Origin of the sequence: Nevskia sp., from assembly GCF_021732705.1 — a bacterium.
In the GTDB taxonomy this organism is placed as follows: Bacteria; Pseudomonadota; Gammaproteobacteria; order Nevskiales; family Nevskiaceae; genus Nevskia.
In genome coordinates, this window is the sequence record NZ_JAKFUM010000008.1 from 66,876 (window position 1) to 89,705 (window position 22,830).

At 67.4% G+C, this 22,830-nt stretch carries 24 protein-coding genes; 11 read left to right on the plus strand and 13 right to left on the minus strand.

All coding sequences use genetic code 11. The features are described from left to right. Nucleotide 1 precedes the first annotated feature (1 nt). From QZ951_RS09700 to QZ951_RS09715, 4 genes are read right to left on the minus strand one after another with little or no spacing between them, the layout of a single operon-like run. Nucleotides 2–535: a pilus assembly protein PilP gene (locus QZ951_RS09700; RefSeq protein WP_293000356.1), complete on the minus strand. Its 534-nt coding sequence runs from the start codon at nucleotides 533–535 to the stop codon at nucleotides 2–4. After that, nucleotides 532–1,203, minus strand: a complete 672-nt coding sequence (pilO, locus tag QZ951_RS09705) for a type 4a pilus biogenesis protein PilO (protein ID WP_293000357.1) — start codon at nucleotides 1,201–1,203, stop codon at nucleotides 532–534. Before pilO ends, QZ951_RS09700 begins: the two co-directional genes overlap by 4 nt. Further along, on the minus strand, nucleotides 1,200–1,796 hold the full coding sequence (locus QZ951_RS09710) for a PilN domain-containing protein (RefSeq protein WP_293000358.1): 597 nt from the start codon (nucleotides 1,794–1,796) through the stop codon (nucleotides 1,200–1,202). The genes pilO and QZ951_RS09710 overlap by 4 nt, the downstream gene beginning before the upstream one ends. A 6-nt stretch (nucleotides 1,797–1,802) precedes the next feature. Next, on the minus strand, nucleotides 1,803–2,888 hold the full coding sequence (locus QZ951_RS09715) for a pilus assembly protein PilM (RefSeq protein ID WP_293000359.1): 1,086 nt from the start codon (nucleotides 2,886–2,888) through the stop codon (nucleotides 1,803–1,805). 260 nt (nucleotides 2,889–3,148) lie between these two features. Here QZ951_RS09715 and QZ951_RS09720 point away from each other — a divergent pair, with 260 nt between their 5' ends. Both QZ951_RS09720 and QZ951_RS09725 read left to right on the plus strand, forming a co-directional pair. Continuing rightward, a complete protein-coding gene (locus QZ951_RS09720) occupies nucleotides 3,149–5,623 on the plus strand; it encodes a penicillin-binding protein 1A (RefSeq protein ID WP_293000360.1) in 2,475 nt (824 codons plus the stop codon). Then, nucleotides 5,623–6,297 (plus strand): hypothetical protein, encoded by a 675-nt coding sequence (locus tag QZ951_RS09725; RefSeq protein ID WP_293000361.1) that lies wholly within the window; start codon nucleotides 5,623–5,625, stop codon nucleotides 6,295–6,297. Before QZ951_RS09720 ends, QZ951_RS09725 begins: the two co-directional genes overlap by 1 nt. 87 nt (nucleotides 6,298–6,384) lie before the next feature. Here QZ951_RS09725 and QZ951_RS09730 read toward each other — a convergent pair whose 3' ends face one another. The 8 genes from QZ951_RS09730 to msrP all read right to left on the minus strand — a co-directional run bounded on the left by QZ951_RS09730 (nucleotide 6,385) and on the right by msrP (nucleotide 13,093). Then, entirely contained in the window at nucleotides 6,385–7,680 is a 1,296-nt protein-coding gene (locus QZ951_RS09730; RefSeq protein WP_293000363.1) for a citrate synthase, read from the minus strand. A 352-nt stretch (nucleotides 7,681–8,032) separates the two neighbouring features. After that, nucleotides 8,033–8,236, minus strand: coding sequence for a 50S ribosomal protein L31 (gene rpmE, locus QZ951_RS09735; protein ID WP_293000364.1), 204 nt, complete (start codon nucleotides 8,234–8,236; stop codon nucleotides 8,033–8,035). Nucleotides 8,237–8,382: 146 nt separating this feature from the next. Next, nucleotides 8,383–8,787 (minus strand): CPXCG motif-containing cysteine-rich protein, encoded by a 405-nt coding sequence (locus QZ951_RS09740; RefSeq protein WP_293000365.1) that lies wholly within the window; start codon nucleotides 8,785–8,787, stop codon nucleotides 8,383–8,385. Nucleotides 8,788–8,813: 26 nt separating this feature from the next. Continuing rightward, entirely contained in the window at nucleotides 8,814–9,983 is a 1,170-nt protein-coding gene (gene hemW / locus QZ951_RS09745) for a radical SAM family heme chaperone HemW (protein WP_293000366.1), read from the minus strand. Between the two features lie 10 nt (nucleotides 9,984–9,993). After that, nucleotides 9,994–10,584: an RdgB/HAM1 family non-canonical purine NTP pyrophosphatase gene (rdgB, locus tag QZ951_RS09750; RefSeq protein WP_293000367.1), complete on the minus strand. Its 591-nt coding sequence runs from the start codon at nucleotides 10,582–10,584 to the stop codon at nucleotides 9,994–9,996. A gap of 21 nt (nucleotides 10,585–10,605) precedes the next feature. Beyond that, nucleotides 10,606–11,322: a ribonuclease PH gene (gene rph / locus QZ951_RS09755; protein ID WP_293000368.1), complete on the minus strand. Its 717-nt coding sequence runs from the start codon at nucleotides 11,320–11,322 to the stop codon at nucleotides 10,606–10,608. A gap of 101 nt (nucleotides 11,323–11,423) precedes the next feature. Then, nucleotides 11,424–12,095 carry a sulfite oxidase heme-binding subunit YedZ gene (locus QZ951_RS09760; protein WP_293000370.1) on the minus strand — a complete coding sequence of 224 codons (672 nt, stop codon included), beginning with the start codon at nucleotides 12,093–12,095 and terminating at the stop codon, nucleotides 11,424–11,426. Then, a complete protein-coding gene (gene msrP, locus QZ951_RS09765; protein WP_293000371.1) occupies nucleotides 12,095–13,093 on the minus strand; it encodes a protein-methionine-sulfoxide reductase catalytic subunit MsrP in 999 nt (332 codons plus the stop codon). Before msrP ends, QZ951_RS09760 begins: the two co-directional genes overlap by 1 nt. Nucleotides 13,094–13,172: 79 nt before the next feature. On the opposite strand from msrP, the gene QZ951_RS09770 reads away from it, so the two are divergent. From QZ951_RS09770 to QZ951_RS09795, 6 genes are all read left to right on the plus strand, one after another. Beyond that, complete coding sequence (locus QZ951_RS09770) at nucleotides 13,173–13,613, plus strand: SufE family protein (RefSeq protein WP_293000372.1); 441 nt, start codon at nucleotides 13,173–13,175, stop codon at nucleotides 13,611–13,613. A gap of 173 nt (nucleotides 13,614–13,786) precedes the next feature. Then, nucleotides 13,787–14,749, plus strand: coding sequence for an SPFH domain-containing protein (locus QZ951_RS09775; RefSeq protein WP_293000374.1), 963 nt, complete (start codon nucleotides 13,787–13,789; stop codon nucleotides 14,747–14,749). Nucleotides 14,750–14,801: 52 nt separating this feature from the next. Then, nucleotides 14,802–15,278, plus strand: coding sequence for an NfeD family protein (locus tag QZ951_RS09780; RefSeq protein WP_293000375.1), 477 nt, complete (start codon nucleotides 14,802–14,804; stop codon nucleotides 15,276–15,278). Further along, nucleotides 15,259–16,035: a hemolysin III family protein gene (locus tag QZ951_RS09785; RefSeq protein ID WP_293000376.1), complete on the plus strand. Its 777-nt coding sequence runs from the start codon at nucleotides 15,259–15,261 to the stop codon at nucleotides 16,033–16,035. The genes QZ951_RS09780 and QZ951_RS09785 overlap by 20 nt, the downstream gene beginning before the upstream one ends. A 10-nt stretch (nucleotides 16,036–16,045) precedes the next feature. After that, nucleotides 16,046–16,927, plus strand: coding sequence for a PPK2 family polyphosphate kinase (locus QZ951_RS09790; RefSeq protein WP_293000377.1), 882 nt, complete (start codon nucleotides 16,046–16,048; stop codon nucleotides 16,925–16,927). Nucleotide 16,928: 1 nt separating this feature from the next. Further along, the gene (locus QZ951_RS09795; RefSeq protein WP_293000378.1) at nucleotides 16,929–17,357 is read left to right on the plus strand and encodes a DUF1801 domain-containing protein; all 429 of its coding nucleotides are present in this window, start codon (nucleotides 16,929–16,931) and stop codon (nucleotides 17,355–17,357) included. A 9-nt stretch (nucleotides 17,358–17,366) separates the two neighbouring features. On the opposite strand, the gene QZ951_RS09800 is transcribed toward QZ951_RS09795, so the two are convergent. After that, nucleotides 17,367–18,008: an NAD(P)H-binding protein gene (locus QZ951_RS09800; protein ID WP_293000379.1), complete on the minus strand. Its 642-nt coding sequence runs from the start codon at nucleotides 18,006–18,008 to the stop codon at nucleotides 17,367–17,369. Between the two features lie 197 nt (nucleotides 18,009–18,205). Between QZ951_RS09800 and QZ951_RS09805 the strand changes: the two genes are divergently transcribed. The 3 genes from QZ951_RS09805 (at nucleotide 18,206) to QZ951_RS09815 (ending at nucleotide 22,822) form a co-directional block, all read left to right on the plus strand. Beyond that, entirely contained in the window at nucleotides 18,206–18,640 is a 435-nt protein-coding gene (locus tag QZ951_RS09805; RefSeq protein ID WP_293000381.1) for a hotdog fold thioesterase, read from the plus strand. Between the two features lie 43 nt (nucleotides 18,641–18,683). After that, on the plus strand, nucleotides 18,684–20,915 hold the full coding sequence (locus tag QZ951_RS09810; protein ID WP_293000382.1) for a PQQ-dependent sugar dehydrogenase: 2,232 nt from the start codon (nucleotides 18,684–18,686) through the stop codon (nucleotides 20,913–20,915). Nucleotides 20,916–21,337: 422 nt separating this feature from the next. Then, entirely contained in the window at nucleotides 21,338–22,822 is a 1,485-nt protein-coding gene (locus QZ951_RS09815; RefSeq protein WP_293000383.1) for an FAD-dependent oxidoreductase, read from the plus strand. Nucleotides 22,823–22,830 lie beyond the last annotated feature (8 nt).

Consider the following 22,830-nt stretch of genomic DNA (forward strand, 5'->3'; position numbering starts at 1 on the left):
TTCACTCGGTGGCGGCAAGCGCCGCTGCGCGTTCGATGAAGCCGCCGAAACCGTCCGGAATGATCTCGGTCAGCGTGACTTCGGCTTCGGCCACCTTGTTGATGCGGCCGTAGTTCTGGCCCATGTGATCACCGACGCTGACGCGGTGGATCACCGAATCCGGCGCCTTGACCATGGCATAGGTCTTGGTGCCGAAGGTGACGATGCCGACCAGACGCAGCGCATCGAGCGGGAATTCCTCGAGCGGTTCCTTGTTGCGGTTGACGTCCGGCCGCAGGGCCGCGTCGCCGGGGCCGCCGCGCTCGCGCTGGTTCGGCGCGGTGACGAACGGATCGCGCCGATCCTGACCGACGTAGGCGAACGCCTCGTACTGCTTCATCTGCGGAATCGGGTCGATCTGGTTGCTCTTCCGTGCCTTCACTTCGGCGACGTAGCCCTGCAGGTCGCTCATGTCGCGGCTGCAGCCGGCCAGCAGGCCGGCGGCCGCCAGCGCCACGACGGTCAAGCGCAACGACGACGGCAGCACCGGCTTCATGGCGTGCTCCGGCGGGTCGGCCGCGGACGGTTGCCGTCGGCGGGCGGGGCGATCTCGCTTTCGTCGAGATAGCGATAGGTCTTGGCCAGCGCGCTCATCCGCAGCGCGCCGCGCGCGCCGCCGGGCTGGTTGGCGCCGCCGGCAGGGCGAATCTCGACCTCGTCGATGGTCACGATGCGCGGCAGTGCCGCCACGCCGCCGACGAACGCGCCCATCTGGTGATAGTTGCCGGTGACGACGATGCGGTTCGGCACCTCGGCGTAGAACTCCTTCGGCACTTCCGGCTGCGGCTGGAACAGCTCCTCCTCGAGGCTCGACGCGACGCGAGTCTGCGAGATGTCATTCAGCAGGTTCTCGACTTCGGTCTTGCTCGGCAGCTGCCGCAGCATGGCACCGAAATCGCGCTCCATCGTTTCCAGCTGCGCCTTGTAGGCATCGAGCGCCGCGACCTTCTTCTGCTTGCGCTCGAACTCGCCCTTCAGCGTGACTTCCTTCTGTTCCTCGACGCCCAAGGTTTCATACTCGGGCTTGATCAGGCTCCACGCGCCGACGCCGATGATCAGCACGCTGGCGACGACCACGGCGCCGATGTGGGCCCAGCGCGGCCAGGCCCCCGGGTTCTTCAGGTCGAGCTGCTGCAGCTCCTCAAAGACTTCTTGCGCGGTCATGGCTTCACCTCGGTCCGGCCGCTGGCCTCGGCCGTCTCGTCACCGGAGGCCTTGGTCAGGTTGGTGACCTGCAGGGTGAATTCGCTGTTGCGCTGCTTGTTCTTCTCGCCGGTCTTGATCACGACCAGCTTCGGGTCCTTGAACCACGGGCTCGAATCGAGATTCTTCAGGTAGGCCGAGATCCGGCCCGACGATTCGGCGATGCCTTCGATCGTCACGCTCTGGCCGCTCTGCTTGACCGAGCTCAGGAAGATGCCGTCCGGCAGCGTGTTGACGATCTCGTCGAAGAAATGGACGGTGGCCGAGCGGCTTTCCTGCAACTGCTGGATTACGTTCATCCGCGACACGAGGTTCGCCTTGACCTTCTCCAGCTCCTGGATTTCCTTGATCTGCTTGTCGAGATCGCTGATCTGGGTGCTGAGGTACTGGTTGCGGCTCTGCTGATGCGCCACGGCTTCGGTGACCGTGACATAGCCGAGCCCGAGCAGCGCGGCGCTGGCGCCGATGCCGAGCCCGAGCAGGGTCAGGAACTGCTGCTTGCGACGGGCGCGGCGTGCGGCGCGCCAGTCGAGCAGGTTGATTCTGGTGGCCATGGCGCGTCAGTCCTCCGGATCGAACGCGCGCAGCGCCAGACCCGCCGCGATCAGCATCGACGCCTCGTCCTGCCCAAGCTGCGCCGGCTTGGCGCGCGAGCCGATCGACATCTTCGAGAACGGCTGGGCAATGACGCAGGGAATCTGCAGGCGCTTCTGGATCGCCGCATCGACGCCCGGGATATGGGCGCAGCCGCCGGCCAGGATCAGCTGGTCGATGACGTTGTGGCGCGACGCTGCAGCGAAGAAGAACTGCAGCGAGCGGTCGATCTGCTGCGCCATGTCGGCGATGAAATGCGTCAGCACTTCGCTTTCGTAGTTGTTCGGCAGGTTGCCCAGGCGCTTGGCCTTGCCGGCCTCGTCGTAGCTCATGCCGTAGAACCGCATGATGTCCTCGGTCAGCTGCTTGCCGCCAAAGGCCTGATCGCGGGTGTAGATGGTCTGCAGGTCGTGCAGCACCAGCAGCGAGGTGGTGGAGGCGCCGACATCGACCACGGCCACGGTCTTGCCCGCGCCCTGCGCCGGCATCTGATGGGTCAGGAACTGGCAGGCGTTCTCGAGCGCATAGGCTTCGATGTCGACCACCAGCGGCTTCAGGCCGGCGATCTCGAGCGCGGCGATGCGGGTTTCGACCTGCTCCTTGCGGCAGGCCGCGAGCAGCACGTCGACGGTGTCCTTCTCGCGAGCCGATGGGCCCAGCACCTGGAAATCGAGGTTCACTTCATCGATCGGGTACGGAATGTACTGATCGGCTTCGGCCTTGATCTGCTCCTCCATGTCGTTTTCCTTCAACGACTGGGGCATGCCGATGATCTTGGTGATGACCGAGGAGCCGGCGACGGCGACGGCGACCTGCCGCGTGCGGGTGCCAGCCCGGTTCAGCGCGCGGACGATGACTTCGCCGACGGCGCGGGGATCGGTGATCTGCTTGTCGTTGACGACATTCGGCGGCAGCGGTTCGACGGCATAGGCCTCGACGCTGTAGCGGTCGCCGCGCTTGCCGAGTTCCAGCAGCTTGACGGCACTGGACGAGATGTCCAGACCGATCAGCTCGCGGCTCCCTCTTCCAAACAGCGACTGCTTGATCGACATGACCTCTCGCACCCCAGTTGACGAGCCCCCGAGTGGCCCTGCGCTGCCTCGCTCGCGAACTGCGGCGGTCGGGCGAAATGACGGCTTCCCGAGCAAGACTTAATATAGCCCATGTTTTTTACGGCGCAACAACAACTTGTGCGTCTAAGTGCCTGATAGAAGCCCTAAAGCAGGCGATGAAAGGCGAGGCTTGCACCCCCTGCGGAAGGGTCTGCAAGCCGCGTTCCGAAGCTCCCCAAACCGGACCGGGAGACACACGTTTGAAACCTGATTTTCGCATCGGCCGGATCGTCCTGATCGGGCTGGTCAGTCTGGCGATCCTCGGCGTCGTCGGCTTCCTTGGCGCCCGCGCCTGGTATGCGCCGCAGTTGCCGTCGGTCGAAAGCCTGCACGAGATCAAGCTCGGCGTGCCGCTCAGGGTTTATACGCGCGACGGCAAGCTGATCGGCGAGTTCGGCGCTGAACGGCGTGAACCGCTCCGCTACGAGCAATTGCCGAAGCCTCTGGTGCAGGCGTTCCTCGCGGCCGAGGACGATCGCTTCTTCGAGCATTCCGGCGTCGACATGGCCGGCCTCGCCCGCGCCGTCGTGGTGCTGGCAACGACCGGCGAGAAACGCCAGGGCGGCTCGACCATCACGATGCAGCTGGCGCGCAACGTCTATTTGACCAACGAGCGCAGTTTCTCGCGCAAGTTCAAGGAAATCTTCCTGGCACAAAAGATCGAGCGGGAACTGAGCAAGGAAGCCATTCTCGAGCTGTACCTGAATCGAATCTTCCTCGGCGCCCGGGCCTACGGCGTCGGCGCTGCGGCATCGGTCTATTTCGGCAAGGATGTCGACGAGCTGACCATTGCCGAGTCGGCGATGATCGCCGGCCTGCCGAAGGCGCCGTCGCGCGACAACCCGCTGAGCAACCCGGAGCGGGCCAAGAATCGCCGCGATTACGTGCTGCGCCGCATGCGCGAGCTCGGCTACATCGATCAGGCGGCGTACCAGACGGCGCTGGCCGAGCCGGTGACCGCATTCGAGCACGCCACCGCGGTCGAGGCCGAAGGCCGATACGTCGCCGAAATGGTCCGCGCCGAGCTGTACGCGCAGCACGGCGAAGGCACCTACACCGACGGCTACACCGTCACCACCACGCTGGACTCGACCCGGCAGCAGGCCGCGACCGCCGCGCTGCGCGGCGGTCTTCTCGCGTACGAGGAGCGTCACGGCTACAACGGTGCGGAAGCGAAGCTGCCGCCGGAACTGTTGCCGAAGCTCGGCGTGCAGCCGCTGGCGCCTGAAATCCGGGCCCAGCTGGCGGCGCGGCCGCCGGTGGCCGGCCTGAAACCGGCGGTGGTGCTGAGCTATGCACCGGAACTGCTGGTCGTCGCCACCGAGGACGGGCGGCTGGAACTGCCGGCCGCCGCGTTCAAGTGGGCCGGCTTCAACGACAAGCGCAAGCCGGCAGTGGGCGACCTGCTGCGGGTCGCGAAGATCGGCGCGAACTGGCGGATGACGCAATTGCCCGACGTGCAGGGCGCGTTCGTCGCACTCGATCCGCGCGATGGCGCGGTGCAGGCGCTGGTCGGCGGCTACGACTTCTTCCTCGGCAACTTCAATCGCGCGACGCAGGCGCGGCGGCAGGTGGGCTCGGGCTTCAAGCCATTCCTGTACACCGCGGCGCTGTCGAAGGGCTACACGCCGGCGTCGATCTTCCTCGATGCGCCGGTGGTGTTCACCAGCGTCAATCCGGACGACGACTGGCGTCCGGGCAACTACGAAGGCAAGTTCAAGGGTCCGATGCGGCTGCGCGAGGCGCTGGCGCTGTCGCGCAATCTGGTGTCGGTGCGCGTGGCGCAGGCCATCGGCATCGACTACACCCGCGAGTTCGCAACGCGCTTCGGCTTCGACAAGTCGCGCCTGCCGGCCGATCTGACCGTGGCCTTGGGCAGCGCCTCGATGACGCCGATGGAACAGGCTCGCGCCTACGCCGTGCTCGCCAACGGCGGCTATCTGGTCGATCCGTACTTCATCCTGAGCATTCGCGACGGCGCCGGCAACGAAGTGTTCAAGGCCCGGCCGAAGATCGCGTGCCCGGCCTGCGATGCGCCGCCGCCACCGCCACCGGAACCGGCGCTCGATCCGGCCGCCGCCCATGCGGACGCCGATCCGGACGCCGAGCCGGCAGCGGAACCTGCGCCGACACCGGCGGTGGCGGAAGTGCCGGCGGAACCGGCGCCGCCACCGGTCGCGCCTGCGGATCGCGCGCCGCGCGTGCTGGCGGCTGACCTCGACTACCTGATCACCAGCATGCTGCACGACGTGGTCACGCGCGGCACGGCGGCGCAGGTCAAGGCGCTGGGCCGCGACGACTTGGCCGGCAAGACCGGCACCTCGAACGACGAGACCGATGCCTGGTTCAACGGCTACTGCCAGTCGCTGGTGGCGGTGACCTGGATCGGCTTCGACCAGCCGAAGCCGCTCGGTCGCGGCGAAGTCGGCGGCCGTTCGGCCGTGCCGGTGTGGATGGACTTCATGCGCACGGCGCTGAAGAACGAGCCGCAGCTGAAGCGCCCGATTCCGCCCGGCATCACCTCGATCGCGATCAACCCGAACAACGGCAAGCAGGTGTCCGGCGACACGCCCGGCGCGCTGTTCGAAGTGGTGCAGAGCGACCATGTGCCGCCGCCGGACGACGGCACCAGCGCCTACGGCAATGCCGAAGAATCCCCCGGTGACATTTTCTGATGAGCCGCAAGTCCTCGTCGCACCCTGGCTCCTCGGGCGGCCACTCGGCCGGCACCACCACCGGTGACGGCCCCGGCATCCGCGAGATGATTCTGGAAAGCGCCCGGATCATCTGCGAGGACGATGTGCTCGACTATCGCGCCGCCAAGATGAAGGCGGCGCAGCGGCTCGGCCTGAGCCCGCGGACGGCGCTGCCGGACAATGCCCGGATTCAGGCCGCAGTCATCGAATATCAGCGGATCTTCGGCGGCGAAGACTATGCGCAGCATCTGATCGCGCTGCGCCGCGCCGCCGTGCAGGCGATGAAGCTGCTGCGCGATTTCTCGCCAAGGCTGGTCGGTGCGACGGTCAGCGGCGCGGTCACCGCCGCGCACCGCGTGCAGATCCACGGCTTTGCCGATCAGCTCGAATCGCTCGATTTCTTCCTGACCGACAAGCAGATTCCGTTCGAGCAGGACGAGCGCGACTACCGCTACGCCGATGGCACCGAGCAGCCGGTGCCGCTCGCCCGGTTCGAGGCCGGCGACATCGGCATCGACATCGCGATGTTCACCTTCGACGACCTGCGCCGCGTGCCGCTGTCGCCGAGCGACGGCCTGCCGATGAAGCGGCTGGGCCTGGCCGAAGCCGAAGCGCTGGCGGCGATCGGCGTCGACACCATCCTCGGGCGCTGAACGGATTCCCGATCGCTCGGCAATGCCGGCAGCGCAGAAACGAAAAAGCCAGCTCGAAAGCTGGCTTTTTCTTGCTCCATCAACGACTCAGCGGGTGCTGATGTCCTTGTAGTCGCGCACCGGGGCGCCGGTGTAAACCTGACGCGGACGGCCGATCTTCACGCCACCCGGCTCGGCGGTCATTTCGGTCCAATGCGCCACCCAGCCGACCGTGCGGGCGATCGCGAACATCGGGGTGAACATGTTCACCGGGATGCCGAGCGCCTTGTAGATGATGCCCGAGTAGAAATCGACGTTCGGGTACAGCTTGCGCTCCTTGAAGTAATCGTCGGACAGCGCGATTTCCTCGAGCTTCATCGCCAGTTCCAGCTGCGGATCGTTGATCTTCAGCTCGCGCAGCACCTTGTGGCACTGCTCGCGGATGATCGTCGCGCGCGGGTCGAAGTTCTTGTAGACGCGATGACCGAAGCCCATCAGGCGCACGCCCGAGTTCTTGTCCTTCACCTTGGCCATGAAGTCCGGCACCTTCTTCACGTCGCCGATCTCTTCGAGCATCTTCAGCACGGCTTCGTTGGCGCCGCCGTGCGCCGGGCCCCAGAGCGCGGCGATGCCCGAGGCGATCGCGGCGTACGGATTGGTGCCGGTCGAGCCGGCCAGACGCACCGTCGAGGTCGAGGCGTTCTGCTCGTGGTCGGCGTGCAGGATGAACAGCACGTCGAGCGCCTTGGCGGCGACCGGGTTCACCTCGTACTCCTCGGCCGGCACGGCGAACATCATCCGCAGCAGGTTCGAGCAGTAGTCGAGGTTGTTCTTCGGGTACATGAACGGCTGGCCGAAGTACTTCTTGTACGCCGCCGCGGCGATCGTCGGGATCTTCGCGATCATGCGGTGGGCAAAGATCTCGCGGTGCTTCGGATCCTTGTTGTTCGTGGTGTCGTGATAGAACGCCGACAGGCTGCCGACGATGCCGGTCAGCATCGCCATCGGGTGGGCGTCGTAGTTGAAGCCGTCGAAGAAGCCGCGCAGCGACTCGTTGATCATCGTGTGGCGACGGATCGACGCTTCGAAGGTGTCGAGCTGGGTCTTGTTCGGCAGCTCGCCGTGCAGGATCAGATAGGCGACCTCGATGAACGTCGAGTGGTTCGCCAGCTGGTCGACCGGGTAGCCGCGGTACAGCAGGATGCCCTTGTCACCGTCGATGTAGGTGATCGCGCTCTTGGTCGAGCAGGTCGACGTGAAGCCCGGGTCGTAGGTGAACAGGTCCATCTTGTCGTAGACCTTGCCGACATCGAGGCCCACAGGGCCCAGCGTGCCCTTGACCATCGGCAGATCGACCTTTTCGCCGGTCTCGTTGTTCAGCAGGCTGTAGCTCGCAGTCGTCATCACATCATCTCCGTCGGACCGATCGGGACTTAAGACGAGGTCCCGAGAAAAATGTGCAGTGCCGCAATCAATCCGCGCGACATCACGTCAGCACGCCTGTGGCGGCGGCGAGGAGTCAGTGGGGGATTCCCGGCGAACGGTGTAAGCATAGCGACTTTAGGCGGCTTCCGGCCAGCCTTGACCCGGGGCAAACATTTCCCAGTGGCCCGATCTTGCGTCAATTTCGCTTAAATCAGCCGCTTCGGACACGAAAAAGCCGCCCGAGGGCGGCTTTCGATGCAGCGTGCAACGCCAGCGATCGGGCTGGAACGGCACCGGGACGGCGGCGGTTCCAGCGGCTGGTCGGCCTGACTCAGGCGTTGGCGTAACGCTTGCGGAACTTGTCGATACGGCCACCGACATCGGCAACCTTCTGCTTGCCGGTGTAGAACGGGTGGCACTTCGAGCAGACTTCGATCTGCAGATCCTTGCCCACCGTCGAACGGGTCAGGAACTTGTTGCCGCAGCTGCAGGCAACCGTGATTTCGGCGTAGTTCGGGTGGATATTGGGCTTCATGGCAGTCTCTCGGATGCGCGGCCCGACGTCGGGATCGGGCGAAAGGACGCGGAGTGTAAGGAAGCCGCGTCGGGGAAGCAAGTGTGGCGACGCGGTTTCCGGAATCAAGCCGCGACGCGCGCCCGGCCGTCAGCCCGGTCCGGGGTTCACTCGTTCTCGGCCTCGACGTCGACCGTGTGCTCGTCGCCGTCGTCCGACACCCAGACCCGCACCGTCATCGGCCGGCAGCAGACGCTGCAATCCTCGGAATAGGTCTGCGAGCCGGCGCTGAGATCGATCGTCAGCTCGATGATTTCCCAGCAGGCCGGGCACGTGACTTCGGCTTCGGTCAGCGCGCCGTCGTCCTTCTCGACGCCGTTGAGGCGCTCGCCGGCTTCGGTGACGGTGACCCGGAACTCGTCCTGATCTTCGGACACCCAGACCTTCACCTTCATCGGCTCGTCGCAGACGCTGCAGTCCTCGACGAAGCTGTGGGAGCCGGCATCGAGATCGACGGTCAGCTCGATCTTCTCGTGGCAGGCGGGGCAGACGATTTCGGTTTCTTCGAGCATGGCGGTGCGAATCGCGTAAGGATCGGTCAGAGGAATTCGCCGATCAGTGTATTGAGGTGCGCGCGCCCGAGCGCGGTCGGGCGCACGATAGCGCCGTCGGCCTCGATCAGGCCACGGCCGGCCAGCCTTTCGAGGATCGGCGCGATCACGCCGGCGCCGAGTCCGGTGCGGGCCTCGAACTGCGTCATCGTGAAGCCTTCGTGCAGCCGCAGCGCGTTCATCGCGAACTCGAACGGCCGCTCGGCCGTCGTGACGAGGCGATCTTCCTGCAGCGCCTTGGCGGTTCCGGCCGCCGCGAGATAGGTCTTCGGCAGCTTGTGCCGGGCGCGACGCGCGATCACATCCCCGGCCGTGCGCTTGCCATGCGCGCCGGCGCCGATGCCCAGGTAGTCGCCGAACTGCCAGTAGTTGCGATTGTGGCGGCTCTGCCGACCGGCCTGCGCGTAGGCCGACACTTCATATTGGCCGTAGCCGGCGGCTGCCAGCCGTTCCTGACCGGCCAGCTGCATCGCCCACGCGGCATCGTCGTCCGGCAATGGTGGCGGGCGGGCGGCGAATTCGGTGTTCGGCTCCAGAGTCAGCTGGTAGTAACTCAGATGGTCGGGTGCCAGCGCGATCGCCGCGGCGAGATCGGCTTCGGCCTCGGCTTCGGTCTGCTGCGGCAGCGCGAACATCAGGTCCAGATTCAGATTGTCGAAACCGGCGGCGCGCGCCGTGTCGACAGCACGCACGGCATCGGCGTGCCCGTGTATCCGGCCGAGGCGCTTCAGCATCGCGTCGTTCAGGCTCTGCACGCCGATCGACAGGCGATTGACGCCCGCCGCGCGATACGCCCGGAAGTTCGCCTCGTCGACCGTGCCCGGGTTCGCTTCGAGCGTGATCTCGATGTCGGCCGCGAAATGCAGCCGTTGCGCGCAGGCGGCCAGCACCTCGGCCATCGCCGCGCCCGAAAACAGGCTCGGCGTGCCGCCACCGATGAAGATGCTGCCGATCGGGCGAGTTTCCGGCGTCTGCAGCTCGAACTCGAGATCGCGGATCAGCGCGGCGACGTACTCGGCTTCCGGCACCTCGCCGCGCAGGCCGTGCGAGTTGAAATCGCAGTACGGGCATTTGCGCACGCACCACGGGAAGTGCAGGTACAGCGCCAGCGGAATGGTCGCGGCGTCGAGCGCCGGCGTCGATGCCGCTGCGTTCATGCGGGCACGCTCATGCGCGCAGTTGCGCGAGCAGAGCAGCGAACGCCCGGGCGCGATGGCTGCGGCGATTCTTGTCGTCCGGGTGCAGTTCGGCCGCACTCAAGCCGGTTTCCGGGTCGAGAAACAGCGGGTCGTAGCCGAAGCCGGCGCTGCCGCGCGGCGCGTGCAGGATGCGCCCCGGCCAGGCGCCGAACGCGATCAGCGGCACCGGGTCATCGGCGTGGCGCAGCAGCGTCAGCACCGAGATGAAGCGGGCGTCGCGCGCCTCGTCCGGAACCTTTTCGAGTTCTTTCAGCAGTTTGGCGTTGTTCGCGGCATCGTCGCCATGCCCGCCGGCGTAGCGCGCCGAGCGCACGCCGGGCGCGCCGCCGAGTGCGGCGACCTCGATGCCGGAATCGTCGGCAATGGCGGCCATGCCGGATACGCGGGCGGCATGCCGCGCCTTGATCAGCGCGTTCTCGACGAAAGTCGGCGCGCTTTCATCCGGCTCGATGTCGCTGAACGCCGACACCAGTCGCAGCCGGTACCCGAGCGGCGACAGCAAGGCGCTCATTTCCTTGAGCTTCTTGCCGTTGCGGCTGGCCAGCACGAGATCGGTCATCACGCGCGATCCAGACGGCGATCAGCCGGCGGCGAGGGCCGCCCGCTGCAGTGCGCACAGCTCGGCGATGCCCTTCTGGGCCAGCGCCAGCATCGAATCCAGTTCCTCGCGCCGGAAGGCGTGGCCTTCGGCGGTGCCCTGCACTTCGATGAAGCCGCCGGCATCGTTCATCACGACGTTCATGTCGGTCTCGCAGCCGGAGTCTTCCGGATAGTCGAGATCGAGCACCGGCACGCCGTTGACGATGCCGACCGACACGGCGGCAACCTGCCCGTGCAGCGGGTCGCGCTTGACCTTGCCGCTCTTGCGCAGCTTGGCGATGGCATCGACCAGCGCGACGTAGCCGCCGGTGATGCTGGCGGTGCGGGTGCCGCCATCGGCCTGCAGCACGTCGCAGTCGATGGTGATGGTCAGGCCGGACAGCGCGTCGAGATCGAGCACCGAGCGCAACGAACGCCCGATCAGGCGCTGGATTTCCTGCGTGCGGCCGTTCTGCTTGCCCTGCGCGGCCTCGCGCTTGGAGCGCGTGTGGGTCGAACGCGGCAGCATGCCGTACTCGGCCGTCAGCCAGCCGCCGTCCTTCTTCCAGGCCGGACCACGTTCCTCGACGCTGGCCGTGCACAGCACCTGCGTGTCGCCGAACGCGACCAGCACCGAACCTTCCGCATGGCGCGTGAACTGGCGCTGGATCGTGACGGGGCGAAGCTGGTCGGGGGCGCGGTTCGAAGGACGGGTCACAGGCGGGCGGTCACAAGGCAATGGGGGCGCATTGTGCGCCCGTTCGCCGGACCGTCGCCAACCGGGTGGCACGCCGCGGCGCTGCAGCAGCCGGTCACCGCTCAGCGCGCGCGATCGGCCCCGGCAACCACCGGTGCCGCGCGTCCACGCTGCACCAGCGCCTTCAGCTGCGGCCACGGCCAGCGCCAGGCGAGCAGCACGGCAAGGATCGCGGCATAGATCAGCGGCTCGGAAACGTCCTTCTTGACCAGCCAGATGAAGTGCAGCACGCCGAGGATCGCGGCCGGATAGACCAGCTTGTGCAGGGTCTTCCACTTGCGCTTGAGCCGGCGCTGCCAGCCATCGGTCGAAGTGATCGCCAGCGGCAGCAAGAACAGCCACGAGGCGAAGCCGACGGTGATGTACAGGCGCTTCGTCAGGTCCTCTGCCAGCTTCGCAAGTGCCTGCGCCGGATAGAGAATGTTGAGATCGAAGACGATGTAGACGGCGAAATGCAGACAGATGTAGGCATACGCCCAGAGCCCGATGGTGCGACGCAGCTTCAGCGGTTCGCTCCAGCCGGTGAGGCTGCGCAGCGGCGTCATCGCCAGCCCCAGGATCAGAAAGCGCAGCGCCCAGATGCCCAGGCTGTGCTCGAGCGTCTCGATCGGATTGGCGCCGAGCCGGTTCTCCAGCAGCCGCGTGATCAGCAGCGCCAGCGGCACCACGGCCAGCGCCCAGACCGCGAGCCGCGCGGCCCACAGTCGCGCGGCCGGAGAGGCCAGAGCCGCCATCAGAAGTTCCGGCGCAGGTCCATGCCGGTGTACAGCGACGCCACTTCCGGATAGCCGTTGAACGGCAAGGTCGGCTTGCGGAACAGTTCGCCGAGGCGCCGTTCGCTGCCCTGGCTCCAGCGCGGATGATCGACTTCCGGATTGACGTTGGCGTAGAAGCCGTACTCGGTCGGCTGCACCATGTTCCACGTCGTTTCCGGCTGCTGCTCGGTGAAGCGGATCTTGACGATCGACTTCGCCGCCTTGAAGCCGTACTTCCACGGCGCCATCAGGCGGATCGGCGCGCCGTTCTGGTTCGGCAGCACCTTGCCGTACAGGCCGACGACCATGAACGCCAGCGGATGCATCGCTTCGTCGATCCGCATGCCTTCGCGGTACGGATACGGCAGCACGCCGCGGCGGATCATCGGCATCTGCTCGACATCGGCCAGCGTGAAGAACTGCACGTACTTCGCCTTGGAATTCGGCTTGAAGCGCTTCAGCAGGTCGGCCAGCGGGAAACCGACCCACGGCACGACCATGCTCCAGGCTTCGACGCAGCGCAGACGATAGATGCGCTCTTCCAGCGCATGCGGCTTGATCAGATCGTCGATGCCGATGGTGCCCGGGGCATCGCACTCGCCTTCGATCGTCACCTGCCACGGCTTCGGCTGCAGCTTGCGGGCGTAGGTCGCCGGCTCGCTCTTGCCGGTGCCGAACTCATAGAAGTTGTTGTAGTTGGTGATGTCCTCGAAGCTCGACACCTTCTCGCCACCGGCCATTTCGACCTTCTTCGCGACGTTCAGGTCGGCGAGGCCGGATTCCTTGGCGGCCTGCTGCGAGGCGGCCGCTTCATCGACCTTCGGCGCCGGCGGCTTGGCGTCGGAGCAGCCGGCCAGCGCCAGCCCGGCCGATGCCAGACCCATCTGCGCGAGGAAGCGACGGCGGTCGTGGTAGACCGATTCCGACGTGATCTCGGACGGGGCGATCGGGAACGGGGGCTTGACGCGGATCAGCATGGGAAAACTCCGGGGGTTGCAACTCGGACCGCAGCTTAGCAACCCGGATCGCCGTAACATAGCCAGCAAACGCTTGAACATGAAATCCGGACGCTTGAACACGCACGACAATGCAGCGCTGCAGGACCTCGTCGAGACCTTCGACCTGCTCGGTGACTGGGAAGAGCGTTACCGCTACCTGATCGAACTCGGCCGCAAGCTGCCGCCGATGCCGGAGGCCGAGCACGACGAGGCTCATCTGGTCCGTGGCTGCATGAGTCAGGTCTGGCTGGCCGGCGAAGTCGCCGACGACCAGCGCCTTCATCTGCGCGGCGATTCCGATGCCCACATCGTCAAGGGCCTGATCGCACTGATCCTGGCGCTGACCGATGGCCGCACGCCGCGCGAAGTGCTCGACACCGACATCAAGGCCGCGTTCACGCAGCTGGGCCTCGAAAGCCATCTGTCGATGAACCGCCGCAACGGCTTCTACGCGATGGTCGAGCGCATCCGGCAGATGGCGGCCGACGCCGCCGCCTGAACGCGCGCACGGCGGCCTCGATTCGGCCGCCGCCATTGCAAGCGCGGCGTCCGATCTCCAGATTGACGAAGGACTGGAACGGCAGCCGACGCCGGATGGCAGGTCGCCCGCCGCCGTCATGCCGGTCATGGGGCCGGGCGTAGAATCGAGCCACTCACTGGAGGGAACCCGTCATGTCGTACTTCGCAATGGCCCTGCTCGCGTTTGCGCTGGTCACGCTCTACAAGGGTGTGGTGACGGTGCCGCAGGGCATGGAATACACGATCGAACGGTTCGGGAAGTATCGCGGCACGTTCCAGCCTGGCCTGCACTGGCTGGTGCCGTATGTCGATCGCATCGGCCGCAAGGTGTCGATGCAGGAGCTGGTGCTCGACGTGCCGAGCCAGGAAGTGATCACCAAGGACAACGCGATGGTCGGTGTCGACGGCGTCGTGTTCTACCAGGTGCTCGATGCCGCCCGCGCCGCTTATGAAGTGCAGAACCTGCAGTACGCGATCCTGAACCTGACGCAGACCAATCTGCGCACGGTGATGGGTTCGATGGACCTCGACGAGCTGCTGAGCCAGCGCGATCACATCAACACGCGGCTGTTGTCGGTGGTCGATCAGGCGACCAGCCCATGGGGCATCAAGGTCACCCGCATCGAGATCAAGGACATCCGGCCGCCGATGGATCTGGTCGAAAGCATGGGCCGGCAGATGAAGGCCGAGCGCGACAAGCGCGCATCGATCCTCGAAGCGGAAGGCATGCGGCAGTCGGCGATCCTGAAGGCCGAAGGCGCGCGGCAGGCACAGATCCTGTCGGCGGAAGGCATGAAGCAGCAGGCCATTCTCGATGCCGAAGGCCGCCGCGAGGCCGCATTCCGCGACGCCGAGGCGCGCGAACGTCAGGCCGAGGCCGAAGCCAATGCCACGGCGCGCGTCTCCGCCGCCATCGCGCAGGGCAACGTGCAGGCGATCAACTACTTCGTCGCGACCCAGTACATCGAGGCGCTGAAGGACATCGCCGCCAGCCCGAACCAGAAGCTGGTGTTCATGCCGCTGGAAGCCGCGAGCGTGATCGGCGCCATCGGCGGCATCGCCGATCTGGCCAAGGCGGCTGCCGGCCAGAGCGCCGCCGGCGCCGGCAAGTCCTGACCGTCTTGCCCGAGCATTCGCGTTCACGCCTGACCCACCGAGGAGTTCGACCATGGACAGCCTGCTGACCGACGGTTTCGTGTTCTGGCACTGGTGGGTGCTCGGCTTTGCCCTGCTGGTGGCGGAAATCCTGACGCCGGGCACGTTCTTCATGTGGGTGGGCTTCGCCGCGTTCGTCACCGGCATCGCGGCGTGGGCATTTCCGGGCATGAGCTGGGCAGCGGAGATCGTCAGCTTTGCGCTGCTGAGTCTGGTGTCGGTCGGCCTGTGGTTCCGGTTCAAGCCGCTGACCCGGAACGATGCCGAGGACAACGGCCTGAACCAGCGTGGCCGCCACACCATCGGCCGCGAACTGACCCTGGTGTCCGACATCGAGAACGGCATCGGCCAGGCCCGGCTCGACGATTCGGTCTGGCGCGTGGCCGGCCCGACGCTCAAGGCCGGCACGCGGGTCCGCGTCACCGGCTGCGACGGCGCGACCCTGCAGGTCGAGGCGATCGCTCATCACGGTGTGGAGCACGCGCATTAGCCGTTCGCTCGACACGGGCCGCGACGCGGTCGATCCGGAACGCATCCACGCCGATGCCGACGCCGCGCCACCGGGCGAGGATCGGGCCCGCGCTGTCGTGCGCGAGGCCACGCACAACCTCTACAGCTTCGGCGAGGAGCTGGCGCACGGGCTGACCCACGGTCTCGGTGCCGTCCTCGGCATCGTCGGCCTGTGCGTGCTGGTGGCGCGCTCGGTGCTGTACGGCGGCACGCGGGAACTGGTCGCCAGCAGCATCTTCGGCGGCGCGCTGATCCTGATGTACGCCGCCTCCACCCTGTTCCATTCGATTCCGCTGCCGCGCCCGAAGCACATCTTCCGGGTCATCGACCACTGCCTGATCTACGTGCTGATCGCCGGCACCTACACGCCGTTCACCTTGATCGCGCTGCAGGACAGCGTCTGGGGCATGCGCCTGTTCGCCTTCACCTGGGGGCTGGCGGCGGTTGGCATCCTGTTCAAGATCTTCACCACCGGCCGCTTCGAATGGCTGTCGCTCGCGGTGTATCTCGCGATGGGCTGGTGCGGTGTCGTGGCCGGCAGCGAGATCATCGCCGCGGTGCCGGATCCGGGCCTGTGGCTGCTGCTGGCCGGCGGGCTGTCGTATACCGTCGGCACCGTGTTCTATGCGTCGACCCGGATGCGCTACCACCACGCGATCTGGCACGTGTTCGTGCTCGCCGGCAGCGTCTTCCACTTTTTCAGCGTGCTGTTCTACGTGTTGCCGGGCCCCCACTGAGGAATCCGCGATGAGCCTCGATTTCACGGTCGACAGCCCCTGGCTGGTGCCGGACGATGGCAGCTTCAAGGTGCGCAAGGCGCGCACGGCACCGCCGAAGCACGCGCCGGGCGACGACGCGCAGAAGGCGCTGCTGCGCGAATCGGTGGCGCAGCTCGACGACCTGCAGAAGATCTTGTTCGCGCACGACCGCCGTGCGGTGCTGCTGGTGTTCCAGGCGATGGACGCCGCCGGCAAGGATTCGACCATCCGCGCCGTGCTGACCGGCGTCAACCCGGCCGGCTGCGAGGTGCACGCGTTCAAGCGCCCGAGCCTCGAGGAGCTGGACCACGACTTCCTGTGGCGCACCGCGCGGCGCCTGCCGGAACGCGGTCGCATCGGCGTGTTCAACCGCAGCTATTACGAGGAAGTGCTGGTCACCAAGGTGCATCCGGAATACCTCGGCGCGCAGCGGCCGCATCCCGGCCGGCATCCGAAGACGTTCTGGAAGCATCGCTACGAGTCGATCCGCGAGCACGAGCGCCATCTCGCCCGCAACGGCACGGTGATCATCAAGTTCTGGCTGAACGTGTCGAAGGAAGAACAGCGCCAGCGCTTCCTCGCGCGCCTGACCGAGCCGGAGAAGAACTGGAAGTTCGATACCGCCGACGTCGCCGAGCGCGGCCACTGGCCGGCGTATCAGCAGGCCTACGAGGATGCGTTGAACGAGACCTCGCGCCCGTGGGCGCCGTGGTACGCGATTCCGGCCGACGACAAGCCCTACCTGCGCGCCACGGTTGCCGACATCGTCGTGCGCACGATGCAGCGGCTGGACCTGCGCTATCCGGAGGTCAGTCCGGCCGAGCGCACGCAGTTCGCGGCGCTGCGCCAGCAGCTCGAGGACGAGGCCTGAGATGGCGCAGCCGTCCGGCACTGCGGCAGGTCGGACGGCCGGATCGCGCAAGGCCGATGTCGCCGACACCGTCGATGCCTTCATGGCGCGTCTCGAACACCCGCTGCACGCCACGATTCAGGCGCTGCGCGGGCTGATCCGCGAGGCCGATGCCGGCATCGTCGAAGCCATCCAGTGGAATGCACCGAGCTTCCGCACCCGCGAATACTTCGCGACGGTGAACCTGCGCGAGAAGGCCGGCGTCGGCGTGATCCTGCATCTGGGGGCCAAGGTCCGGCCGCTGGCGTCCGTTCCCGTCGACGACCCGGCGCAGCTGCTGCACTGGCTGGCGAAGGATCGCGCGATGATCGTGGTTCGCGATGCCGCCGATCTGGCCTCGAAAGCCGACGCCGTGCAGGCCCTGATCCGGCGCTGGATCGCCTACGTCTGACCCGGCGCGCTACAGCGGCAGATCGTGCACGTGCACGCCGGCCTGATCGGACTGCGCGATCGTCAGCATCGCCTTCGCGACCGCCTCGGCCGTGATCGGCTGGTACTTGCGCAGCGGGCCGACGCACAGCGGCGCCAGCCACGGCGCGATGCGCTGGGCGAACGCTTCCGCCGGCCGTGATTCGCTGCGGGCACCGAGCAGCAGCGACGGCCGGAACAGGTGCACGGCGGCGAAACCGGCTTCCGAAACACTCTTTTCCATCCGCGCCTTGACCCGCGAATAGAACGCCGGCGACGTGGTACTGGCGCCGGCCGCGGAAACGCCGAAGAAGCGGGTCGCGCCGCTGGCCTGCGCGGCGCGGGCCACGGCCAGCACCATGTGATAGTCGACCCGTTCGAGCCCGGCGCGGCCACCGGCAGCGGCCGTCGTGGTGCCCAGACAGCAGAACACGTCATCGGCGGCGAGCGGATCCGGCAGCGTGTCCAGATCTTCCAGTGTCGATTTCACGAAGCGCAGCTTCGCGTGCGTCAGTGCCGGCGCGCGGCGGCCGAGGACGATGACCTCGCGATAGCGCGCATCCGCCAGCAGCAAGGGCAGCAGCGCGGTACCGACGAGTCCGGTGGCACCGGCGAGCAGGGCTGTGCGGGGCATGGCGTGTCCGGAGCGGAAAGGCGGGAGGAGCCGCGGAGTGTAGCGAAGCGTCGTTGCGGCAACGGGACCGGCCTCGAACCCGGCACGGCCACGTGGGTTCGACCGGCCGCGCCGCCCTGTGTCCGATGGCGCGCAGCGACCGCCGGAGTCAGGCCGCAGGCTAGACTTGATGCCCGCCCCACACCGACCGCTTGCGCATGAGCATCTGGAAACAGCCCGTCACCATCGGCCAGGGATTGCCGACCGCGCCGAACACGCTCGGTGCCTTTCTCGGCCTGACCATCACCGAGGTCGGCGAGGACTTCCTGCGCGGCACCTTGCCGGTCGATCACCGCACGGTGCAGCCGTACGGCCGCCTGCACGGCGGCGCCTCGTGCGTGCTGGCGGAAGAACTGGGCAGCGTCGCGTCGTGGCTGTGCACGCCGCCGAACGCCGGCATGCCGGTCGGGCTGGACATCAATGCCAACCACATCCGTGCGGCGACGGGTGGCTTGGTCACCGGAACCGCTCGTCCGATTCACATCGGCCGCGCCACGCAGGTGTGGGAAATTCGGATCGTGGACGACAGCGACAGGCTCGTCTGCATTTCGCGCCTGACCGTGGCCATGACCGGCAACGCGGCAGGCAAGTAGATCGACCGGACGCGGCAGCGGCATCGGTCAGGGAGGACAGGTCATGCGCTCGAACGGAACTGGCATCGCCGCAGCCCGCGGCATCGGATTGATGCTGATCGGCAGCGCGCTGCTGCTTGCCGGCTGTGGCGGCGGCGGCGCCGAACCGCTGCCGGCGCCGGCCCCGCCGCCGAACCCGGGCCCGACCGGCTTCGGCCTCGACACCCGGCCTTCGCTCGGCGCGCTCGCGTTTCCGAGCGGCAGCGTGCAGAGCGGTGATGTGCGCATCGCCCGCGCGTTTCCGAATCTCACGTTCCCGAGCCCGCTGTACTTCGCCGTGGCGCCGGGCAATCGCCAGCATGGCTTCGTCGTCAGCCAGAACGGCGTGATCCGGGTGTTCGACCTGACCAACCCGGCCGCGACCACGTCCAGCGTCTTCCTCGACATCGACGCCCGTGTCACCAACGACGGCGGCGAGCTTGGCCTGCTCGGGCTGGCGTTCGATCCGGACTACGCGAGCAACGGCTACTTCTACGTCAACTACAACCCGATCACGACCGACGGCTCGCCGCTGCGCACCCACATCTCGCGCTTCCGCGTCACGTCCAACCCGCTGGTGGCCGATCCGGCCAGCGAAACCGTGCTGCTGCGCTACAACCAGCCGTTCGCCAACCACAACGGCGGCTGGCTCGGCTTCGGGCCGGATCGCAAGCTGTACATCGCCTCCGGCGACGGCGGTGCCGGCGGCGATCCGCAGGGCAACGGCCAGAACCGCAACACGCTGCTCGGCAAGATGCTGCGCATCAATCCGGACGGCTCGATTCCGGCCGACAACCCGTTCGTCGGCCAGGCCAATACCCGCGGCGAGATCTGGGCCTACGGCCTGCGCAACCCGTTCCGCGGCAGCTTCGACGTGGCCACCGGCAACCTGTGGGTGGGCGATGTCGGCCAGAACATCTACGAGGAAATCGACGTCATCACCCGCGGCGGCAACTACGGCTGGGCCACGCGCGAAGGCCTGCACGGCTATCCGACCGCCAGCACGCCGATTCCGCCCGGCAGCAACTTCATCGAACCCGTGCTCGAATACGACCACAACGCCGGCTGCAGCGTGACCGGCGGCACGGTCTATCGCGGCGGCGCGATTCCCTCGCTGGCCGGCACCTATCTCTATACCGACTTCTGCTCCGGCACCCTGTGGTCGGCCACCCCGACCGACGGCCGTCCGGCCACCGCGACCGTGGTCGGCACGATTCCGGCCGGCCCCAGCTCGGTCGCGCCGGATCACGATGGCGAGCTGTACGCCACCGGCCTGTTCGACGGCGCGCTGTACCGGCTGCTGCCGAATGTCGGTGGCGGCGGCAGCGCCCCGTTTCCGCAGCGGCTGTCGCAGACCGGCCTGTTCACCAACACCGCGACGATGACGCCGAATCCCGGCCTGATCGAATACCAGCCGGCCGCCGAGTTCTGGTCCGACGGTACCCGCAAGCGCCGCTGGTTCGGCATCCCGAACGGCACGCAGGTCACGTTCCGCGGCAACGCGCCGTGGACCTTCCCGCCCGGCTCGGTGACGGTCAAGCACTTCGAGATCACGCTGGCCAACGGCCAGAACCGGCGTCTGGAAACCCGCGTCTTCGTCAACCAGAGCAACGGCTGGCAGGGCTACACCTACCGCTGGAACGCCGACGGCAGCGATGCCGACCTGCTCAGCACCAGCGCCACCGAGACGCTGACCGTCGCCGGCGGCGGCACGCAGCTGTACGAATACCCGAGCCGCGCCGCCTGCGCGACCTGCCACTCGGCCGCGGCCGGCTTCGTGCTCGGCGTGTCGACCGCACAGCTGAACAGCGTGTTCGCCTACCCGCCGCGCAGCGACAACCAGCTGCGCACGCTGAATCACATCAACCTGTTCACCGCCGATATCGGCAACGCGTCGCAGTATCCGGCGCTGGTCGACCCGGCCAACGCCAGCCTGTCGCTGACTGCGCGCGCCCGCTCGTATCTCGACACCAACTGCGCCCAATGCCACCAGCCGAACGGCCCGGCGCCGTCGAACATCGACTTCCGCGCCTCGACGCCGATCGCCAGCACCAACCTGCTCGGCATCAGCCCGCAGAACGGCGATCTGGGCCTCGCCAACGCGCGCCGGATCGCCCCGGGCCGCAAGGAATCGAGTGTGGTCTGGGAGCGCATGCGCCGCCTAGACGACAACCGCATGCCGCCGCTCGCCAGCCATGTCGTCGACGCGGCCGGCGTGACCCTGATCGGGCAATGGATTGACGCCGGAGCGAATTGAGCGCGCGTTGCGCTCAGCCGAATTCGCTTGAAGCACTGACGAGCGTTGCGCTGTCGGGGCTCGCCACGGTGGGGACACCGCCGTTGCTGGTGGCGCCTGAGTTTCCGCTGGCAGCGCGGCCCTGCGGCAGTGGTCAGCCCACCGTGACTTGACCTGGTCAACGGCGGCGCACCCTGCCGGACGGCGAATGGTCGTTGACGATGGGCGCTGACGGAACGTCCCGGCGAGGTCTCGGCGCTGCGCTTCCGGCTGGTGGGGCGCACCGGCAAACCCGGCCGCCGGATGCCCGAGCGGCAACGACACAGAGTCAGGCCAGCACCGTTCGCACGCCGGATATCACGCCACGGATGCGGTTTTACCCATTGCCGCCAGCCAGTCGACCGGCGACGCTTCGACGCACCTCACTGTCGCGAGACTCGCCGATGACACCGACCGATCCTTCCCGCCGCCGCGTGCTCGCGGGTCTCGCTGCCGGCACCGGCGCGCCGCTGCTCGGTCTGGCGCCGGACGCAGCGCTCGCCAGCGGCACGACGGCGACCGGCTCGCTGGCGACCGATACCGTCGTCATCGGCGGCGGCTATGCCGGTCTGGCGGCGGCGCGGGCGCTGCGCGCGGCGGGGCGCGACGTGCTGCTGCTCGAAGCGCGGGATCGCGTCGGCGGGCGCTGCGTCAATCAGCGGCTGCCGGCGCCGTACGAGCGCTACGTGGTCGAAGGCGGCGCCGAATTCCTCGGGCCGACGCAGGACCGCATGTACGCCCTGGTGCAGGAACTCGGCCTGTCGACGTTCCGCGCATTCAACACCGGCCGGCTGGTCGATTATCGCAACGGCCGCCGCACGACCTATTCCGGCCGCATTCCGCCGGGCGCGCTGGCCGGTGCCGCCGAAGCGGGTCTGGCGCTGATCCGCCTGAACCGCATGGCGCAGGACGTGCCGCGCGATGCGCCGTGGAACGCCCGCGAAGCTCCGCGCTGGGACGCGATGACGGTGGAGCAGTGGATCGATGCCAACCTGCTGACCAACGCCGGCAAGCAATTGCTGACCCTGGCGACGATCGCGCTGCTGTCGGCCGAGCCGCGCGAGGTGTCGTTCCTGCACTTCCTGCATTACGTCGCGACCGCCGGCAGCCTCGACTTGCTGCTCGATACCGAAGGCGGCGCGCAGCAGGACCGCATCGTCGGCGGCTCGCAGGCGATCGCGCTGGCGATGGCGCAGAGCCTCGGGCCGGTCATCCGCTATCGCGCGGCCGTGCAGGCGATCGAGCAGGACGGCAGCGGCGTCACTGTCCGCGGCGAAGGCTTCACCGTCCGGGCGCGGCGGGTGATCGTCGCGATGTCGCCGTGGATGGCCGGGCGGATGCGCATTTCGCCACTCGATGGCCCGCTGCAGGCGCGGCAGCAGTTGTCGCAGCGGGTGCCGATGGGCTCGATCTGGAAAGTCCACGCGATTTACCCGACGCCGTTCTGGCGCGCCGCCGGCCTGAACGGGCAGGTCACCAGCGACGCCTTCCTGCCGAAGCTGACGTTCGACAACACGCCGCCCGAGCCGGGCGCGCCGGGCGTGATGATGGGCTTCATCGACGGCCAGGACGCGCGCGATGCCGTGCTGATGCCCCCCGCCGTGCGCCGCGCCGCGGTCCTCGAAGCCTTCGTCGCCTACTTCGGCCCGCAGGCAGCGAACCCGACCGGCTATCTCGAAATGAACTGGCAGGGCGAGGAATACAGCGCCGGCGGCCCGACCGGCGTGTTCCCGCCCGGCGTGCTGACGGCGTATCGCGGCGCGCTGCGCGACCCGATCGGCCGCATCCACTGGGCCGGCACCGAAACCGCGACCGTCTGGTCCGGCTACATGGACGGCGCCGTGCGCTCGGGCGAGCGTGCCGCGGCGGAAGTGCTGGCGGCGTCCTGATCCGCCCG

Excerpts from the sequence above, each read along its gene's own strand:
- QZ951_RS09800 (WP_293000379.1), bottom strand. The coding sequence starts at position 18,008 with ATGCCCCGCACAGCCCTGCTCGCCGGTGCCACCGGACTCGTCGGTACC.
- QZ951_RS09725 (WP_293000361.1), top strand. The coding sequence starts at position 5,623 with ATGAGCCGCAAGTCCTCGTCGCACCCTGGCTCCTCGGGCGGCCACTCG.
- rpmE (WP_293000364.1), bottom strand. The coding sequence starts at position 8,236 with ATGAAGCCCAATATCCACCCGAACTACGCCGAAATCACGGTTGCCTGC.
- msrP (WP_293000371.1), bottom strand. The coding sequence starts at position 13,093 with ATGCTGATCCGCGTCAAGCCCCCGTTCCCGATCGCCCCGTCCGAGATC.
- QZ951_RS09715 (WP_293000359.1), bottom strand. The coding sequence starts at position 2,888 with ATGTCGATCAAGCAGTCGCTGTTTGGAAGAGGGAGCCGCGAGCTGATC.
- QZ951_RS09805 (WP_293000381.1), top strand. The coding sequence starts at position 18,206 with ATGAGCATCTGGAAACAGCCCGTCACCATCGGCCAGGGATTGCCGACC.
- QZ951_RS09710 (WP_293000358.1), bottom strand. The coding sequence starts at position 1,796 with ATGGCCACCAGAATCAACCTGCTCGACTGGCGCGCCGCACGCCGCGCC.
- QZ951_RS09775 (WP_293000374.1), top strand. The coding sequence starts at position 13,787 with ATGTCGTACTTCGCAATGGCCCTGCTCGCGTTTGCGCTGGTCACGCTC.
- QZ951_RS09790 (WP_293000377.1), top strand. The coding sequence starts at position 16,046 with ATGAGCCTCGATTTCACGGTCGACAGCCCCTGGCTGGTGCCGGACGAT.
- QZ951_RS09780 (WP_293000375.1), top strand. The coding sequence starts at position 14,802 with ATGGACAGCCTGCTGACCGACGGTTTCGTGTTCTGGCACTGGTGGGTG.
- QZ951_RS09700 (WP_293000356.1), bottom strand. The coding sequence starts at position 535 with ATGAAGCCGGTGCTGCCGTCGTCGTTGCGCTTGACCGTCGTGGCGCTG.
- QZ951_RS09760 (WP_293000370.1), bottom strand. The coding sequence starts at position 12,095 with ATGGCGGCTCTGGCCTCTCCGGCCGCGCGACTGTGGGCCGCGCGGCTC.
- QZ951_RS09770 (WP_293000372.1), top strand. The coding sequence starts at position 13,173 with ATGAAATCCGGACGCTTGAACACGCACGACAATGCAGCGCTGCAGGAC.
- pilO (WP_293000357.1), bottom strand. The coding sequence starts at position 1,203 with ATGACCGCGCAAGAAGTCTTTGAGGAGCTGCAGCAGCTCGACCTGAAG.
- QZ951_RS09810 (WP_293000382.1), top strand. The coding sequence starts at position 18,684 with ATGCGCTCGAACGGAACTGGCATCGCCGCAGCCCGCGGCATCGGATTG.
- QZ951_RS09730 (WP_293000363.1), bottom strand. The coding sequence starts at position 7,680 with ATGACGACTGCGAGCTACAGCCTGCTGAACAACGAGACCGGCGAAAAG.
- QZ951_RS09815 (WP_293000383.1), top strand. The coding sequence starts at position 21,338 with ATGACACCGACCGATCCTTCCCGCCGCCGCGTGCTCGCGGGTCTCGCT.
- QZ951_RS09795 (WP_293000378.1), top strand. The coding sequence starts at position 16,929 with ATGGCGCAGCCGTCCGGCACTGCGGCAGGTCGGACGGCCGGATCGCGC.
- hemW (WP_293000366.1), bottom strand. The coding sequence starts at position 9,983 with ATGAACGCAGCGGCATCGACGCCGGCGCTCGACGCCGCGACCATTCCG.
- rdgB (WP_293000367.1), bottom strand. The coding sequence starts at position 10,584 with ATGACCGATCTCGTGCTGGCCAGCCGCAACGGCAAGAAGCTCAAGGAA.
- QZ951_RS09740 (WP_293000365.1), bottom strand. The coding sequence starts at position 8,787 with ATGCTCGAAGAAACCGAAATCGTCTGCCCCGCCTGCCACGAGAAGATC.